Genomic DNA, 15,689 nt, shown 5'->3' with positions numbered 1-15,689 from the left:
CAGCAAGTGATTCAACTTCGTTCGATTTCAGGGTAAAATCCCGGATTCCCACAGAGCCGTAATCTCATGACCAAGTACATCTTCGTAACCGGTGGCGTGGTGTCCTCCCTGGGCAAGGGCATTGCCGCTGCGTCCATCGCCGCGATCCTCGAATCCCGCGGGCTGAAAGTCACCATGCTGAAGCTCGACCCCTACATCAATGTCGACCCGGGCACCATGAGCCCCTTCCAGCACGGCGAAGTGTTCGTCACCGAAGACGGCGCGGAAACCGACCTCGACCTCGGCCACTACGAGCGCTTCATCCACGCCAAGATGAAGAAGAGCAACAACTTCACCACCGGCCAGGTGTACGAATCGGTCATTACCAAGGAACGCCGCGGCGACTACCTGGGCGGCACCGTCCAAGTGATCCCGCACATCACCGACGAAATCAAGCTGAAGATGGGCGAAGGCGCGGCTGACGCCGACGTCGCCATCGTCGAGATCGGCGGCACCGTGGGCGACATCGAATCGCTGCCCTTCCTGGAAGCCATCCGCCAGATGCGCTCCAACCACGGCCGCAAGAACACGCTGTACGTGCACCTGTCCTACGTGCCGTACATCGCCACCGCCGGCGAGATCAAGACCAAACCGACCCAGCACTCGGTGAAGGAGCTGCGCGAGATCGGCATTCAGCCGGACATCCTGCTGTGCCGGATGGACCGCGAGTTGCCGGAAGACGAAAAACGCAAGATCGCGCTGTTCTGCAACGTCGAAGAGAACGCGGTGATCGGCTGCTACGACTCCGACTCCATCTACAAAGTGCCGGCCATGCTGCACGGCCAAGGCATCGACGACATCATCGCCGAACAGCTGCAACTGGATCTGCCCAAGGCCGACCTGTCCGCCTGGGAAGGCATCATCGACGCGATCGAGAAGCCTGACCACGCGATCAAGATCGCGATGGTGGGCAAGTACGTCGATCTGACCGAGTCATACAAGTCGCTGACCGAAGCGCTGAAGCACGCCGGCATCCACACTCGCACCAAGGTCGACATCATCTACGTCGACTCGGAAGAGATCGAGCGCGACGGCGCCGAATCGCTGCGCGACATGGACGCCATCCTGGTCCCGGGCGGCTTCGGCAAGCGCGGCGTGGAAGGCAAGATCAAGGCGGTGAAGTTCGCCCGCGAGAACGACATCCCCTACCTCGGCATTTGCCTGGGCATGCAGATCGCGCTGATCGAGTACGCACGCGACGTGGCCGGCATGGCCGGCGCCAACTCCACCGAGTTCGACCTCGACACCAACTTCCCGGTGGTGGCGCTGATCGACGAGTGGGTGAACCACGACGGCAAGATCGAAAAACGCGACGAGAACTCCAATATGGGCGGCACCATGCGCCTGGGCGGCCAGCAATGCGACCTGGTTCCCGGCTCGCTGGCCGCGCGCGTGTACGGCAATGCCGAGATCACCGAGCGCCATCGCCATCGCTACGAGGTCAACAACTACTACATCCAGCGCCTGGAACAGGCTGGCCTGACCATCAGCGGCCGCTCCGCCGGCCATGAGAAGCTGGTCGAGACCATCGAGCTGTCCAATCACCGCTGGTTCTTCGCCTGTCAGTTCCACCCGGAATTCACCTCCACTCCGCGTGACGGCCACCCGCTGTTCATCGCCTACGTGAAGGCCGCGCTGGCGCACCAGGCCGACAAGCAAGCCGGCTGATCGGCGATTGCTGACCACGCTCAATGCGCCGGACGAGCGTGCGCGGCACAATCCCAAGCTGAGCGCTCGCTGTAATACACAGCTGGTAATGTCCGCCCGATCCGTCGGGCGGACCGCCCTCTGCAAGTTCAACTGAAAGCTATGAAGGGAAAGACAATGAGTTCGATCGTTGACGTGGTAGCTCGCGAAATCCTGGACTCCCGCGGCAATCCGACCGTGGAAGCGGACGTGCTGCTGGAATCCGGCGTCATGGGCCGCGCGGCGGTGCCGTCCGGCGCCTCCACCGGCACCCGGGAAGCCCTGGAACTGCGCGATGGCGACAAGAGCCGCTATCTGGGCAAAGGCGTGCTGAAGGCCGTTGACAACATCAACACCGAGATTTGCGAAGCCATCATCGGCTTGGATGCTTCCGACCAGTCCTTCATCGACAAAACCCTGATCGAACTCGACGGCACCGAGACCAAGTCCCGCCTCGGCGCCAACGCCATGCTGGCCGTCTCCATGGCCGTGGCCCGCGCCGCCGCCGAAGACGCCGGCCTGCCGCTGTACCGCTACCTGGGCGGCGCCGGTCCGATGGCGCTGCCGGTGCCGATGATGAACGTCATCAACGGTGGCGAACACGCCAACAACACCCTGGATATCCAGGAATTCATGATCATTCCGGTCGGCGCGCAAACCTTCCGCGAAGCGCTGCGCATGGGCGCCGAGATCTTCCATCACCTGAAGAAGATCTGCGACCGCCACGGCTACGCCACCACCGTCGGCGACGAAGGCGGCTTCGCGCCCAACCTGGAAAGCCACGAAGACGCGATCAAGCTGATCCTGGAAGCCGTCGACGCGGCAGGCTACGTGGCCGGCCAGGACGTGATGATCGCGCTGGACTGCGCCGCTTCGGAATTCTTCCGCGACGGCAAGTACCACCTGACCGCCGAAAAACTGTCGCTGAGCTCGGAAGAGTTCGCCGACTACCTGGAAAACCTGGCCGACAAGTACCCGATCATCTCGATCGAAGACGGCATGGCCGAACAGGACTGGGCAGGCTGGAAGCTGCTGACCGAACGCCTGGGCCAGACGGTGCAGATCGTCGGCGACGACGTATTCGTCACCAATCCCAAAATCCTGGCAGACGGCATCGCCAAGGGCGTAGCCAACTCGCTGCTGGTGAAGGTCAACCAGATCGGCACATTGTCGGAAACCCTGAAAGCAGTTGATCTGGCCAAGCGTTCCCGCTATACCTGCGTTATGAGCCACCGCTCCGGCGAAACCGAGGACAGCACCATTGCCGACCTCGCCGTCGCCACCAACTGCATGCAGATCAAGACCGGCTCGCTGTCGCGCTCGGACCGCATGGCCAAGTACAACCAACTGCTGCGCATCGAGGAAGAACTGGGCGACGCCGCCCACTACCCCGGCCGTGCCGCTTTCTACCATTTGAAGTAATTGCATGCGCTGGCTGACCGTGACCCTGGTAACCGTGATCCTCGCCCTGCAATGGCCGCTTTGGTTCGGCAAGGGCAGTTGGCTCAGGGTCTGGCAGCTGGACAAGCAGCTGCAGGAACAGCGGGCGACCACCCAAAAGCTGGTCGCCCGCAACGCCGCCCTGGATGCAGAAGTGCGCGATCTGAAACAAGGCAGTGACGCGATCGAAGAAAGAGCTAGGAACGAACTTGGCATGATTCGCAACGGCGAGGTGTTTTTCCAGTTGCTGGATCCCAGCAAGTCCTCCTCTCCGGCGAACCGTCGATAACGCACACCCACCCACTGACGACCGATGATGGCAGGCCGCCTTAAAAGCACCAAGGTTTGGGCAATGACGACACAGAATCCCATCGAAGTGGCAAGAGAAACCCTGAAGCAGCTGTCCATGCGCAAGCTGCTTCCGACACCTGAAAACTTCGAGCGGGTCTACCATGAGTTGACGCAAACCCCCATCGGGCGCGACAACAAACTGGCAGTGCTGCTGTTGCGAGCTCTGGAAACGCTGCCCCAGGACAATGTCCAGGCCAAGGTCACCATGACCCGCTTGCGCCAGGTGCTGGATGAAAACCGCTGGGAACAAGCCCCCCAGTTGATCATCGACTTCCTGCGCGGCATTTTCTCGGCCCAACAATTAACGCAAAGCTGGGGCCAACTGATCCAGACTCTGGTCAAGAGCTGGGATCTGCGCCAGCCCGACCTCCCCCAGCACCACAAGCAAAGCACGCTGGAGCGGGTGCTGATCAATTACGGCAACCAGCCCGAAGAGCTCAACCAGAAGCTGGTCGCTCTGCTGCAAAACTGGAACGCCGCGCCGTCCAGCCGCACTCTGCCGCCTCCCGACCCTCTGCCCGCGCTAGACGCCGACGACGAACAGCCCGCCGAGACCGCAAGCAGCTGGCAGGCATGGCAGCGCACGCTGTCCTTCGCGCTCAAGCATGGCCTGGAGCCGCGCCTGGCCGACTACCCCGATCTGGTGGACGGCCTGGAGACGCTGCTGCAAGAACTGGACGGCATCGCCGACGACGCCAGCCTGAACGTGTTCATGCCCAAACTCCGGGCGTTCATGATCAAGCTGGAGCTGCAATCCCAGCAGGAAGGACGCCTGGCCAGCGGCCTCGCCAACCTGCTCAAGCTGATGCTGGACAATGTAGCCGAACTGAACCGCTCCGACGAATACCTTCTCGGCCAGGTCGGCTCCTTGCAGGAAATCCTGTCTCACGAGCCGCTGTCGATGCAGCAGATCTACCAGCTGGAAACCAGCCTGAAAGAGGTGATCCGCAAGCAGGGCATGCTGAAGACCTCGCTGGACGAAGCCGCCAGCTCGCTGCGCGCGCTGTTGGACCGCTTCGTCAGCCGGCTGGCGATGATGACCGACAGCACCGACGAATTCCACGGCAAGATCCAAGCACACAGCGAAAAGCTGAAGCAAATGCCGGACGTCGACGAATTGAGCGGCATCATAGGCTCGCTGATGGAAGACACCTCCATCATGCAACTGGACCTGACTCGCTCCCGCGACGAGCTGGTTTCCGCCAAAGAACAAGTGGAGGCTGCCGAGCACCGCATCAGCGAGCTGGAAACCGCGCTGGAGGCCGCCAGCGCCAAAGTGAAGGAAGACCAGCTGACCGGCGCTTACAACCGCCGCGGCCTGGCCGAGTACTTCCAGCGCGAGATCGGCCGCGCCGAGCGCACCGCCGCGCCGCTGTCAGTCGCGCTTATCGACGTCGACAACTTCAAGCAGTTGAATGACCGCTACGGTCACCTGGCTGGCGACGACGCGCTGAAATATCTGGTGGACACCATCAAGCTCACCCTGCGCCCGGCCGACATCGTCGCCCGCTTCGGCGGCGAGGAGTTCGTGATCCTGATGCCGGACACGCCGGAAACCGAAGCGGTGCAAGCCGTGCAACGGCTGCAGCGCGAATTGACCAAAACCTTCTTCCTGGCCAACAACGACAAGCTCTTGATCACCTTCAGCGCCGGCGTCGCGCGCTGGCACCTGGGCGAGCAAGAAGCCGACGTGCTGGAGCGCGCCGACCACGCGATGTACCAGGCCAAGATCAACGGCAAGAACCGCGTCTGCTCGGCCGAAGACATGCCAGGCTGAACCGCGCTTCCCCAATAAAAAAGGATGGCCTCCAGGCCATCCTTTTTTTCTCCCACCCGCCAGGCTCAACCACCCTTTTTCATCGTCTTACCCGCCTCCGCGCGCCGCCTGCGCACTTCTTTGGGATCAGCCAGCAACGGACGGTAGATTTCCACCCGGTCATGATCGCGCAAGACGGCGTCAGGCTTGGCGGCCTTGCCGAACACGCCCAGCTTCAAAGCCGCCTCGTCCAGCTCCGGGCACGACGCCAGAATGCCTGATGCGCGCACCGCGTCCAGCGCGACAGCTCCAGCCGGCAGGCTCACCTCGACTAGCCACTGCCGATCCGGCCGGGCATAAGCCACTTCCACGCTCAACCCCTCAGTCATCACCGTGCTTCCTGTCCGCTTCCTTGATGAAAGCATCCACCAGCGAGCCGGAAATGTGGCCGAACACCGGCCCGATCAGCTTTTCCAGAATGCGGCTGGAGAATTGGTAACGCAGGCTGAATTCTATCTTGCAGCCAAAATCGCCCAGCGGCTTGAAATGCCACACGCCCTCCAACAACTCGAACGGCCCCTCCACCAATTCCATCCGGATCGATTCGTTCTCCACGTTGTGGTTGCGGGTGGTGAAATGCTGGCGCACCTTCAGATAATCGATGTGCAGGCTGGCCACCACCTGGCCGCCATCGCGCGACAGCACCTCCGTCTTGCCGCACCAGGGCAGGAAGCGGCTGTAGTGCTCGATATCGTCCACCAGTGCGTACATCTGCGCCGGCGTATGCGCCACCAGGACGCTCTTTTCGACAAGCTGCATCGGCAAAAACCCGGCGCGGCCGGGGTCTCGAAACTGACAATCAAGCCGCAATTCTAGCAAAAAGCGCCTACCGCCGCCCATCCAGGCTTCACGGCGCGACCGCGGCCAAGTCCTTTCACATCAAACCACTGAAAAGACACGATTTTGGTTGCGGCCCGGCTTCTGATACAATGTCGGATTCAAAGGAACCCGCCACACATGAGCATCATCCAGAACCGCAAGGCTTTCCACGACTACTTCATCGAGGAAAAACTCGAGGCCGGGCTTGTGCTGGAAGGGTGGGAAGTCAAGGCCATCCGCGCCGGCCGCGTCCAGTTGAAAGAAAGCTACGTCGACTGGAAAAACGGCGCCTTCTGGCTGATCGGCTGCCACATCACTCCGTTGCAGTCCGCCTCCACCCACGTCAATCCGGACCCTGTCCGCCCGCGCAAACTGCTGATGTCGCAAGAGCAGATCAACCGCTTCATCGGCAAGGTGGAACGCGCCGGCTACACCATGATGGCGCTGGATCTGCACTACACCAAAGGCAATGTGAAGGCCGAAGTCGGCCTCGCCAAAGGCAAGAAGCTGCACGACAAGCGCGACACCGAAAAAGACCGCGAATGGCAGCGCGAGAAGCAGCGCGTGATGAAGAACCAGCGGGGCGCGGCATGATGAAGCGCGGCGCGGCTCTTCCCATCGCCCTGATCTGCGTCGGCAGCGTATGGCTGCTGAAAAGCACCGCCCTGCTGCCCAATACCTCCACCCTGCTCGCCCTGCTGCTGTTCGCGGCGGGCGTGTTGCTATTCGCGCTTGACGGCTTCAACAAGTCCACGCTGGTCACCAGCCCGATGCTGGCCTATGCCGGCGCCAGCGTCTACGCGATAGACCAGCTTGGCCTGCGCGCCACCCACTTCGTGGCGCTGGGCATGGTGCTGATGGGCGTGTTGCTGCTGGCCGCCCGCAGCGACCGCGTGCCAGAGCGCTCGGAACCGCCGCGTCGGCTGCCGCCCAGCGAAGATTGAGCACCCGGAAACCACGGAATTATTTTTAGCATTGACGATAATGGCCTTAACGGCCTGCATTACTTTTCAAGGATAGGCATGGACAAGATCCTCATTCTCGACTTCGGCTCTCAGGTCACCCAGCTGATCGCCCGCCGCGTACGCGAAGCTCACGTTTACTGTGAGCTTCATTCTTTCGACATGCCCATCGAAGAGATCAAGGCCTTCGCGCCCAAGGCCATCATCCTGTCCGGCGGCCCCAACTCGGTGTACGAGTCCGACTACCAGGCCGATCCCAAGCTGTTCGAGCTGGGCGTGCCGGTGCTGGGCATCTGCTACGGCATGCAGTTCATGGCCCAGACCCTGGGCGGCAAGGTGGAAAGCGGCGACAAGCGCGAGTTCGGCTACGCCCAGATCAAGGCCCGTCACCACTCCAAGCTGCTGGAAGGCCTGCAGGACCAGATCGACGACGCCGGTAACGGCTTCCTCGACGTCTGGATGAGCCACGGCGACAAGGTGACAGCGCTGCCGGCCGGCTTCCAGGTGATCGCCGAAACCCCGTCCTGCCCGTACGCGGCGATGGCGGACGAAGCCCGCGGCTTCTACGGCGTGCAGTTCCACCCGGAAGTGACCCACACCAAGCGCGGCACCGAGATGATCCACCGCTTCGTGCTGCACGTGGCCGGCTGCAAGCCCAGCTGGACCATGCCGAACTACATCGACGAAGCGGTGAAGAAGATCCGCGAACAAGTCGGCGACGAAGAAGTGATCCTCGGCCTGTCCGGCGGCGTGGATTCCTCTGTGGCCGCCGCGCTGATCCACCGCGCCATCGGCGATCAACTCACCTGCGTCTTCGTCGACCACGGCCTCTTGCGCCTGAACGAAGGCAAGATGGTGATGGAAATGTTCGCCCAGAACCTAGGCGTCAAGGTTGTCCACGTGCAGGCCGAAGCGGACTTCATGGCCAAGCTGGCCGGAGAAAGCGACCCGGAGAAAAAGCGCAAGATCATCGGCGCCGAATTCATCGAAGTGTTCGACCGCGAATCCGGCAAGCTGACCAACGCCAAGTGGCTGGCCCAGGGCACCATCTACCCGGACGTGATCGAATCGGCCGGCGCCAAGACCAAGAAGGCGCACACCATCAAGAGCCACCACAATGTGGGCGGCCTGCCGGAAGACATGAACCTGAAGCTGCTGGAGCCGCTGCGCGAGCTGTTCAAGGACGAAGTGCGCCAGCTGGGCGTGGCGCTCGGCCTGCCGCACGACATGGTCTACCGCCACCCGTTCCCGGGTCCGGGCCTGGGCGTGCGCATCCTCGGCGAAGTGAAGAAGGAATACGCCGACCTGCTGCGCCAGGCCGACGCCATCTTCATCGAAGAGCTGCGCAACACTGTCGACGAGAAGACCGGCAAGAACTGGTACGAGCTGACCAGCCAAGCCTTCGCCGTGTTCCTGCCGGTGAAGTCGGTCGGCGTGATGGGCGACGGCCGCACTTACGACTACGTCGTCGCATTGCGCGCCGTGGTGACCAGCGACTTCATGACCGCGCACTGGGCGGAGCTGCCGTACAGCCTGCTGGGCCGCGCGTCCAACCGCATCATCAACGAAGTCCGCGGCATCAACCGCGTGGTCTACGATGTGAGCGGCAAGCCGCCGGCGACAATCGAGTGGGAATGATCTGACGTCTGGCGCCTACAGGCGCCAAAACATTCACAAGCCCGCATAATTGCGGGCTTTTTTCTTTTCCGTTTGGCAACATCTTCATCGGCCCTGCTGCTCTAGACACTCTTGAGTCGGGGGTGGACTGCGACTTGCTCATGACGCCTCCTTACTAGACCTGGCGCAAGGCTCTTGAGGTGTCTAGGAAAGGATAAACGATTCAGTTATTCTGCATCACCAATGGCATTGCGTGCCCGTTGGGTTGCCGAGCGATTACGGCCAAGCCGGCTACTGAAACATCAAACCAAGGAAACGAGTCATGTGGAAATCAACGGCCACTGCCCTTGCCCTGCTGATCCTCGCCGGCGCGGCCACTGCCGGCGCGCAGCATTCCTGCGAACGCCTGCTCCGAAAATTAGGCCCTCAGCTCGCCGACGCCAGTTGCGTCGAAAGCCCCGATCTGACGACCCGAAACCCCAGCACTACGCCAAAAGATAACTCCTTGCCCGGCCTGCCTGATTTGGCGTTCATGCCGCGTGCCGACCGCGACATACTCGTGGCGGATCCTGCCCGCAGGCCGCCCATCAAGAAAGCGGTCCCCGGCCTGCAGATTCAGGCTCGCTTCGCCAAGGATCCGCTGGGGCAGGCGCGCTTCCTGCTGCGGCTGCCCAAGGACTGGAATGGCCGCCTCGTGGTTGCCGGCGCCTCCGGCGCCCGCAGCGAATTCAACGGCGACTTCGTCTGGAGCGATTACGTGCTGCAGCAGGGCTATGCCTATGCATCGCAGAACAAGGGCGTGCTCAGCGCGCACGCGAGCACGGCGGCGGATCCGCTAGCCTGCCGAACCGGGCCTCCGGATGATCCGCACTATGTCCACTACTACGACGACGATCCTGGCCAGGAATTCACCCGCTGGCGCGACTTCATGGTGATGGCCTCCGATCTCGCGCACCGCGGCGTAGAGGCGCAGTATGGCCACAAGCCACGCTATACCTATGCGGTCGGCACCTCGAACGGCGGCTATCAGGTGCGCCGCGCGATCGAAACCGCGCCGGAATACTTCGACGGCGGCGTGGAGTGGGCGGGCACTTTCGTCGATCCCCGCGGGCCGAACCTGCTGACGGGCCTGCCACCGGCGATCCTCAACTACCCCGACTATCTCGCCACCGGCCGCTCGCCGACCAGCACCGCCGCGCTGAACATCATGGCGGCCGGCTATCCACCCGATCTCGCCGCCGACACAGCGAATGGCCGGGTCTCACTATGGGGCAATCACTATGGCTCATTCTGGCAGCCCACGCAGTGCCAATGGCAAAAACGCTTGGATCCTGACTACAACACCTATGGCGCTGGGCTAGGCAGGTACAACTATTTGGCGAGGCTGTCCGCCTCGACAGTGGGCCGCAATGTGGCGGCCATCGCCACCAGCGGCAAGATCAAGCGTCCGCTGATCACGGTCGCCGGCACCATGGATGCGCTGCTGCCCATCGACCACCATGCGCGAGCCTATGCGCGGCTGGTTGCCGCGGAAGGCGGCAAGCACGCCCAAGCCTATCGCCTCTACGAGATCCAGAACGGCAATCATGTCGAGAGCTACACGAACACATTCCCTCAGCTTGAGCTGATCGAGCCGCACGCGCAGCATGCCTTCGACCTGCTTGTCCGCTTTGTCGAACGGAAAACGCCGCTACCGCCCGACCAGTGCGTCGCTCGCGGCGGCACAATCAGCGATGCGCCAGCGCAACTGCGGCACTGCCCAAATTTGCTGGCGCCTTGAGAAACGCCCCATCGGGGTTTGCGGGCGGATGTCGCGTCGCCCCAGGGACAATAGGTACGATCGCAAGTGTATTTAAAGGAATACGGAAATGTTGAAAGCCACCGCCGGGAAGATGCGAGCCGCTTCTTTCTGGACGTTCATTGGCGCAGGGATGGCGCTGTGCCATCTGATGATAAGCGCCAACGCTCGGGCCGACGACAACACCATCAGATGGCAAATGCCGGGCAATCCACCGGTCACCATCACCGACGGCCCCGACAAGGGCCAAGGGTACGCTGACGTTTTTCTGCGATATTTCATTGAGCGCACGCCCGAGTACAACAGCGTGATCGAACGCGCCAGCCTGGCTCGCGTCTCCGGCCTGATGAAGCAGGACCAGCACGTTTGCCAGCCTAGCCTGCTCAAAACCAGCGAGCGTGAAGCGTATATGGAATTCAGCAAGCCGGTCGAATTCGTGCTGCCGTATTACGTCGTCGTGCGATCCGATCGGGCGGCCCGCCTGGCGGCTTACCGCAATGCCGACGGGGCCGTAGACATCGCCCGGCTGATGCATGAGATATCGTTGACCACCGTCCGCCAAGAGATGCGGGGATATCCCCCTGTGATTCTGTCGGCTTTCACGGCTGCGGCCGGACAAAAGAACATCCTCCAGACGAGCGCCGACGACGTGGCGCCTTTCAGCCAGTTGGCCAGCGGGTGGGTGGACTACATCATCGCCTATCCGGACGAGGTCTATTGGTTCGCCAGGCATTTGAAACTGCCCACATCAGTCGAATTTATTTACCTTCCAATCGCCGGCCATTCTGAATACACGCTAGGGTATGCGGCTTGCACCAAGGGACCGTGGGGACGAAAGATCGTCAAGCGGGTCAATGAGATCGTCGCCAAGGCTGGCAGGCGTCCGCCATGGATCGAAGCGGAAGCCCGCTTGCTTGACCCGGAAGCCGCCAAACGGTACGAGGAGGTCTACGCCCGCTATTCGCCATTTCGTAGACAGGCCAAGTAAGCATGGACGCAAATCGCCAGACCAGAGATAGCGCCCGACTGCGCAATTTCCTTTTGATTTTCCTCGCCCCGCGTGGACTTGCGCGACGCATGCTGGTCTGGATCATCGGCATCAGCACGACGGCAGCGCTAATCGCGACCTCTGTACAACTATTCTTCGACTACCGAAGCGATGTGTCCGAACTCGAGCAGGGCATGCGCTACATCGAACAGAGCCAGCTGCCTGGCCTTGCCGATGCGGCCTGGAACTTCAACGTCGCCGGCATGCAGGTGCAGCTCGATGGCATCGGTCATTCGCCCTGGGTCGCCGGCGCCACGATCCACTACGGCCCCAGCCAGTCGGCCGCGCTGAAAACCGGGAAGCTTGATCCCGACGCGGGGAGGCTCTTCGAGTACGTTTTGCGGCGCAATGGAGTGGTCGTCGGCAAGATCTACATTGAGCCCAATCTGCACACGCTCTATCGCCGCACCCTTGATCGCATCGGCATCGTGTTGGCGACACAGGGCGGCAAGTCGTTGGTGACTTCGATCAGCATCCTCTTGCTGATCTCATGGATGATCACGCGACATTTGACGCAGATGGCGGAGTTCGCCAAGTCCTTCGAGCCGGGGAAGCGTTTCACGCCCTTTGTGCTGCGCCGTGGCCCGCAGGGGCCGTACGATGAGCTGAGCGTGCTGGTCGATAGGCTCAACGATGCCTATGGCCGACTCCAAACCGCGCACGAATTCCAGGTTCGCCACAACGAGATCCTGAGCCAGGAAGTCACGCAGCGAACGACCGAGCTGCTCGAAGCTCACCGGCAGCTAGCCCAGCTGGCCATAACCGACAAGCTGACCGGCGCGGTCAACCGACGAGGCCTGGATGAGGCTTTCAAGAGCGCCATCCCGCTGGCCGACCCTGACAGCCGCCCGCTTGCGGTGATCCTGGCCGACATCGACAAATTCAAGTCCGTCAACGACAGCCGTGGACATCTGGTTGGAGACATCCTGCTTCGGGAATTCACCAGCATCTTGAGACGCGCGGCGCGGGCGACCGACACCGTCGGTCGTTGGGGTGGCGAAGAGTTCCTGATACTTTGTCCTCAGACCACTCTGGAACAGGCGTTGCGCCTGGCCGAGCACTTGCGCGCCAGCGTGCAAGCGCATGTCTTTGCCGAGATTGGCAGCAAGACCAGCAGCTTCGGCGTTGCGGTTCTGCGCAAGGGAGAAACAGCGGACGATCTGGTGAAGCGGGCAGATGAAGCCCTGTATCAGGCCAAGGAGGGGGGGCGCAACAGAGTCTGCCCGGAAGCCCCGGATATTGAGAGCTGAGCTTGAAGGGAATTCGGATTCGCACGCAAGCAAGAGCGTCGCGCTCTTCGCTCCCAAGCAGCCCTCACTTGAGATGCTTGTCAATGGACGTGCACGGCGCCGAAGCCTCAACTTCACGCATCCAGTCTTCATGGCGCCGCCTGAGTTCAAAATAGTCCAAATTAAAATCAAATTGTTGCACGCAAAGCTGGCCATCAAATGGAGCAAGCTCCTTAGGCCCGACGCCCCACTCATGCGGAGCGTTTTTTTCATTGCCCCCGTCAGGCAACGCCTGCCTCACCCTTGCCGCGCTCCAGCAAAACCAGCGCCATCAACGCCGACGACAGCGTCAAGGCGATCAACAGATACAGCAATCGCTGGAAAGCCCAGTCATAGGCATGAATCAACCGTCCGATGTCCGCCATCGGCAATAGCGCATGGGCTTGCGACAAATTGCCCGACGCCAGCCGCTGCACTGCGGCGGCCGACGCGTTCAGGCCGGCATCGGCCAGCGCTCTGCCGGTGAGGCCTGCCATCAACGCGCCTATTGCGGCCAGCGCCATGCCCTCGCCCGCCACCCGGGTGGTGCTGAAAATGCCGCTGGCCATCCCGGCACGCTCTTTGGGCACCACGCTGACCGACAAGCCATCCATCAGCCCCCAAGGCAATCCGCTGCCGCCGCCGATCAATAGCAGCGCCAGCGCCATGGCGGGCGAGCCCGCCTGAGCCTGGCTGAGGCCGGCCAACCCCAGCGCAGCCGTCAGCAAGCCCGCCGCGGAAATGAAGCCGGCTGAACGCCAGCGCGTCAGCCATACCGCCAGCGACGGCATCGCCAGCATCGGCGCCGACAGCGCCAGCATCCACAAGCCCACCTCGGCCTCCCCTTGCCCATCCACGCCGATGAAGCGCAAGGGCAGCAGCACCAGCAAGGCGACATAGCAATAGCTGGTTGCCAGCGGCAGGCATTGCACGCCGACAAAGGCCGGGTAGCGGAACAAGGACAAATCCAGCATCGGCCGCGCCGCTCCCCGCTCCAGCCAGATGAAGGCCAGCAGCAAGGCCAGCGCTCCCGCCAGCAGCGCCATCACCGGCAGGCTGCGCCATCCCTGCTGCGGCCCCTGCAGCAGCGCGGTCGTGAACAAGGCCAGCATCGAGGTGAAACTGAGCGCGCCCGGCCAATCCAGCCCCACTGCATCCGGATCGCGCGATTCGCGCATGCGCGGCAGCGCCAGCAACAGCGCCGCCGCACCGATCGCCGCGCCGCAGGCGAAGATGGCGCGCCAGTCCAGCCATTGGATCAGGCCACCGGACAACAGCGGGCCAAAGGCTAACCCCAAGCCGAAAGTCGTGCCCAACAGACTGAAGGCGCGCGTCCTCGCCTCTCCTTCATATTCCTGCGCCAACGCGGCCGAACCGCCAGCCATCGCGGCGGCGGCGGCCAGCCCCTGCGCGGCGCGCAAGCCATTCAGCCACCACAAATCCGGCGCCAGACTGATGGCCAGCGACGACGCCGCGAACAAGCCGATGCCGATGCCGAACAGGCGCTTGCGGCCATACTGATCGGCCAGCGCGCCAGCGGCCATCAAGCAACTGCCGAAGCTGAGCATGAAGGCGCTGGTCACCCAACCCAGCGCCTGCGGGCTGCCGCCCAGCTCCCGCCCAATGGCCGGCGTCGCCACCGCGCCGCCGACAAAGCTCCATGGCATCGCCAGCGCGGCCAAGCAGACCGCTGCCAGCACCGACCATTTCCCACCATGCCGTTCCATTTGCTTTCTTTGCATTCGCCTCTCCTTTCATCCAGCGCGCGGCCATCGCCAAGCGCGTTTTTTGATGCGGCAAATGATAGGCAGGGCAATTGCATGTAAAAACAGGCATAATGTCATTTAATTAATGAAATTTTGTCAGCAAAGGAGGCGCGGCATGAATGGCATGGACAGCTTGAGCGGCCTGCTCGCCTTTGTCCGCGCGGCGGAGCTGGGCAGCTTCGTCGCCGCCGGCGAGCGCTTGGGCATTTCGGCCTCGGCCGTCAGCAAAAGCGTCAGCCGGCTGGAGGGCAAGCTGGCGGCGCGGCTGTTTCACCGCAGCACCCGCCGCATCCGCCTGACCCAAGAAGGGTTGCTGCTGTTCGAACGCAGCCGCCGCATCCTGGCGGAACTGGACGAGGCCTCGGCGGAACTGGCGCACAGCGCCGCCGCGCCGCGCGGCCGCCTGAAAGTCAGCTTGCCGCTGATCGGACACCGCATGTTGTCGCCGTTGCTGCCCGAATTCCACGCCCGTTACCCGGAAATCACGCTGGAGTTGGACTTCAGCGACCGCATGGTGGACCTGGTGGCGGAAGGCGTAGACGTGGCAGTGCGCAGCGGCGAACTGGACGACTCCAGGCTGCAGGCGCGGCTACTGGGGCCGTTCCGCTTCGTGCTGGTCGGCTCGCCCGACTATTTCCGCCGCCGCGGCGAACCGCAGCGGCCCGATGATTTGCAGGCCCATGCCTGCCTGCGCTACCGCTTTCCCTACAACGGCCAATTGCAGCCATGGGCGCTGCGCGTCCCGGCTGGCTCGCCGCCGCAACCGAACGCCTTTCTCAGCTGCAACAGCATAGAAGCGCTGGCCGCCGCCGCCAGCGACGGCCTGGGCATCGCGTGGCTGCCGGACTTCTCGGTCCGCCGCGAGCTGGGCGACGGCCGCCTGCGGCCGGTGCTGGAGGATTGGGCGGCCGAACCCGGAAAGTTCTCCGCCGTCTGGCCCGCCAGCCGCCATCTGCCGCCCAAACAGCGGGTGTTCATCGACTTTCTTGCGGAAAACCTGCTGCCCACCCGATAAGGCGGACCTGATTTCATTCGGACGAAAAATGCAAACAGAATATGATTATTCCCGCAGGATGCGA

General features: G+C 62.5%; 14 protein-coding genes. 11 read left to right on the top strand and 3 right to left on the bottom strand.

Annotated elements, in window-relative coordinates; all coding sequences use genetic code 11:
* Positions 1 to 66 precede the first annotated feature (66 nt).
* The 4 genes from LQR33_RS00710 to LQR33_RS00695 all read left to right on the top strand — a co-directional run bounded on the left by LQR33_RS00710 (position 67) and on the right by LQR33_RS00695 (position 5,293).
* Positions 67 to 1,707, top strand: a complete 1,641-nt coding sequence (locus LQR33_RS00710; RefSeq protein ID WP_021477762.1) for a CTP synthase — start codon at positions 67 to 69, stop codon at positions 1,705 to 1,707.
* A 156-nt stretch (positions 1,708 to 1,863) separates the two neighbouring features.
* The gene (eno, locus tag LQR33_RS00705) at positions 1,864 to 3,147 is read left to right on the top strand and encodes a phosphopyruvate hydratase (RefSeq protein ID WP_166437933.1); all 1,284 of its coding nucleotides are present in this window, start codon (positions 1,864 to 1,866) and stop codon (positions 3,145 to 3,147) included.
* A gap of 4 nt (positions 3,148 to 3,151) precedes the next feature.
* Positions 3,152 to 3,454, top strand: coding sequence for a cell division protein FtsB (gene ftsB / locus LQR33_RS00700; RefSeq protein ID WP_021477760.1), 303 nt, complete (start codon positions 3,152 to 3,154; stop codon positions 3,452 to 3,454).
* Between the two features lie 63 nt (positions 3,455 to 3,517).
* On the top strand, positions 3,518 to 5,293 hold the full coding sequence (locus LQR33_RS00695; protein WP_166437932.1) for a GGDEF domain-containing protein: 1,776 nt from the start codon (positions 3,518 to 3,520) through the stop codon (positions 5,291 to 5,293).
* A 65-nt stretch (positions 5,294 to 5,358) separates the two neighbouring features.
* Here LQR33_RS00695 and LQR33_RS00690 read toward each other — a convergent pair whose 3' ends face one another.
* Both LQR33_RS00690 and LQR33_RS00685 read right to left on the bottom strand, forming a co-directional pair.
* A complete protein-coding gene (locus LQR33_RS00690; RefSeq protein ID WP_166437931.1) occupies positions 5,359 to 5,661 on the bottom strand; it encodes an RnfH family protein in 303 nt (100 codons plus the stop codon).
* Positions 5,654 to 6,091 carry a type II toxin-antitoxin system RatA family toxin gene (locus LQR33_RS00685; protein ID WP_166437930.1) on the bottom strand — a complete coding sequence of 146 codons (438 nt, stop codon included), beginning with the start codon at positions 6,089 to 6,091 and terminating at the stop codon, positions 5,654 to 5,656. The genes LQR33_RS00690 and LQR33_RS00685 overlap by 8 nt, the downstream gene beginning before the upstream one ends.
* A 177-nt stretch (positions 6,092 to 6,268) precedes the next feature.
* Between LQR33_RS00685 and smpB the strand changes: the two genes are divergently transcribed.
* From smpB to LQR33_RS00655, 6 genes are all read left to right on the top strand, one after another.
* The gene (gene smpB, locus LQR33_RS00680) at positions 6,269 to 6,745 is read left to right on the top strand and encodes an SsrA-binding protein SmpB (RefSeq protein WP_321206493.1); all 477 of its coding nucleotides are present in this window, start codon (positions 6,269 to 6,271) and stop codon (positions 6,743 to 6,745) included.
* Complete coding sequence (locus tag LQR33_RS00675; protein WP_046157163.1) at positions 6,742 to 7,095, top strand: hypothetical protein; 354 nt, start codon at positions 6,742 to 6,744, stop codon at positions 7,093 to 7,095. The genes smpB and LQR33_RS00675 overlap by 4 nt, the downstream gene beginning before the upstream one ends.
* A gap of 72 nt (positions 7,096 to 7,167) precedes the next feature.
* Positions 7,168 to 8,751: a glutamine-hydrolyzing GMP synthase gene (gene guaA / locus LQR33_RS00670; RefSeq protein WP_221664808.1), complete on the top strand. Its 1,584-nt coding sequence runs from the start codon at positions 7,168 to 7,170 to the stop codon at positions 8,749 to 8,751.
* 301 nt (positions 8,752 to 9,052) lie between these two features.
* Positions 9,053 to 10,510 carry a 3-hydroxybutyrate oligomer hydrolase family protein gene (locus tag LQR33_RS00665; RefSeq protein WP_221664802.1) on the top strand — a complete coding sequence of 486 codons (1,458 nt, stop codon included), beginning with the start codon at positions 9,053 to 9,055 and terminating at the stop codon, positions 10,508 to 10,510.
* 88 nt (positions 10,511 to 10,598) lie between these two features.
* Positions 10,599 to 11,516 (top strand): TIGR02285 family protein, encoded by a 918-nt coding sequence (locus LQR33_RS00660; protein ID WP_231467018.1) that lies wholly within the window; start codon positions 10,599 to 10,601, stop codon positions 11,514 to 11,516.
* 2 nt (positions 11,517 to 11,518) lie between these two features.
* Positions 11,519 to 12,826 carry a sensor domain-containing diguanylate cyclase gene (locus tag LQR33_RS00655; RefSeq protein ID WP_221664800.1) on the top strand — a complete coding sequence of 436 codons (1,308 nt, stop codon included), beginning with the start codon at positions 11,519 to 11,521 and terminating at the stop codon, positions 12,824 to 12,826.
* A 260-nt stretch (positions 12,827 to 13,086) separates the two neighbouring features.
* Here LQR33_RS00655 and LQR33_RS00650 read toward each other — a convergent pair whose 3' ends face one another.
* Positions 13,087 to 14,586: an MFS transporter gene (locus LQR33_RS00650; RefSeq protein WP_231467016.1), complete on the bottom strand. Its 1,500-nt coding sequence runs from the start codon at positions 14,584 to 14,586 to the stop codon at positions 13,087 to 13,089.
* Between the two features lie 139 nt (positions 14,587 to 14,725).
* Between LQR33_RS00650 and LQR33_RS00645 the strand changes: the two genes are divergently transcribed.
* Positions 14,726 to 15,625 (top strand): LysR family transcriptional regulator, encoded by a 900-nt coding sequence (locus tag LQR33_RS00645; protein ID WP_231467014.1) that lies wholly within the window; start codon positions 14,726 to 14,728, stop codon positions 15,623 to 15,625.
* Positions 15,626 to 15,689: the final 64 nt, after the last annotated feature.

Origin of the sequence: Chromobacterium piscinae, from assembly GCF_021129175.1 — a bacterium.
Taxonomy (GTDB): domain Bacteria; phylum Pseudomonadota; class Gammaproteobacteria; order Burkholderiales; family Chromobacteriaceae; genus Chromobacterium; species Chromobacterium piscinae.
Note: the sequence above shows the minus strand (reverse complement) of the source record. Positions and strands in the feature narration are given on the sequence as shown.

What these genes read in the sequence shown, in the direction of transcription:
- LQR33_RS00675 (WP_046157163.1), top strand. Translation starts at nt 6,742, where the DNA reads ATGATGAAGCGCGGCGCGGCTCTTCCCATCGCCCTGATCTGCGTCGGC.
- LQR33_RS00690 (WP_166437931.1), bottom strand. Translation starts at nt 5,661, where the DNA reads ATGACTGAGGGGTTGAGCGTGGAAGTGGCTTATGCCCGGCCGGATCGG.
- LQR33_RS00650 (WP_231467016.1), bottom strand. Translation starts at nt 14,586, where the DNA reads ATGCAAAGAAAGCAAATGGAACGGCATGGTGGGAAATGGTCGGTGCTG.
- LQR33_RS00695 (WP_166437932.1), top strand. Translation starts at nt 3,518, where the DNA reads ATGACGACACAGAATCCCATCGAAGTGGCAAGAGAAACCCTGAAGCAG.
- LQR33_RS00655 (WP_221664800.1), top strand. Translation starts at nt 11,519, where the DNA reads ATGGACGCAAATCGCCAGACCAGAGATAGCGCCCGACTGCGCAATTTC.
- LQR33_RS00665 (WP_221664802.1), top strand. Translation starts at nt 9,053, where the DNA reads ATGTGGAAATCAACGGCCACTGCCCTTGCCCTGCTGATCCTCGCCGGC.
- ftsB (WP_021477760.1), top strand. Translation starts at nt 3,152, where the DNA reads ATGCGCTGGCTGACCGTGACCCTGGTAACCGTGATCCTCGCCCTGCAA.
- LQR33_RS00710 (WP_021477762.1), top strand. Translation starts at nt 67, where the DNA reads ATGACCAAGTACATCTTCGTAACCGGTGGCGTGGTGTCCTCCCTGGGC.
- LQR33_RS00660 (WP_231467018.1), top strand. Translation starts at nt 10,599, where the DNA reads ATGTTGAAAGCCACCGCCGGGAAGATGCGAGCCGCTTCTTTCTGGACG.
- LQR33_RS00645 (WP_231467014.1), top strand. Translation starts at nt 14,726, where the DNA reads ATGAATGGCATGGACAGCTTGAGCGGCCTGCTCGCCTTTGTCCGCGCG.
- LQR33_RS00685 (WP_166437930.1), bottom strand. Translation starts at nt 6,091, where the DNA reads ATGCAGCTTGTCGAAAAGAGCGTCCTGGTGGCGCATACGCCGGCGCAG.
- eno (WP_166437933.1), top strand. Translation starts at nt 1,864, where the DNA reads ATGAGTTCGATCGTTGACGTGGTAGCTCGCGAAATCCTGGACTCCCGC.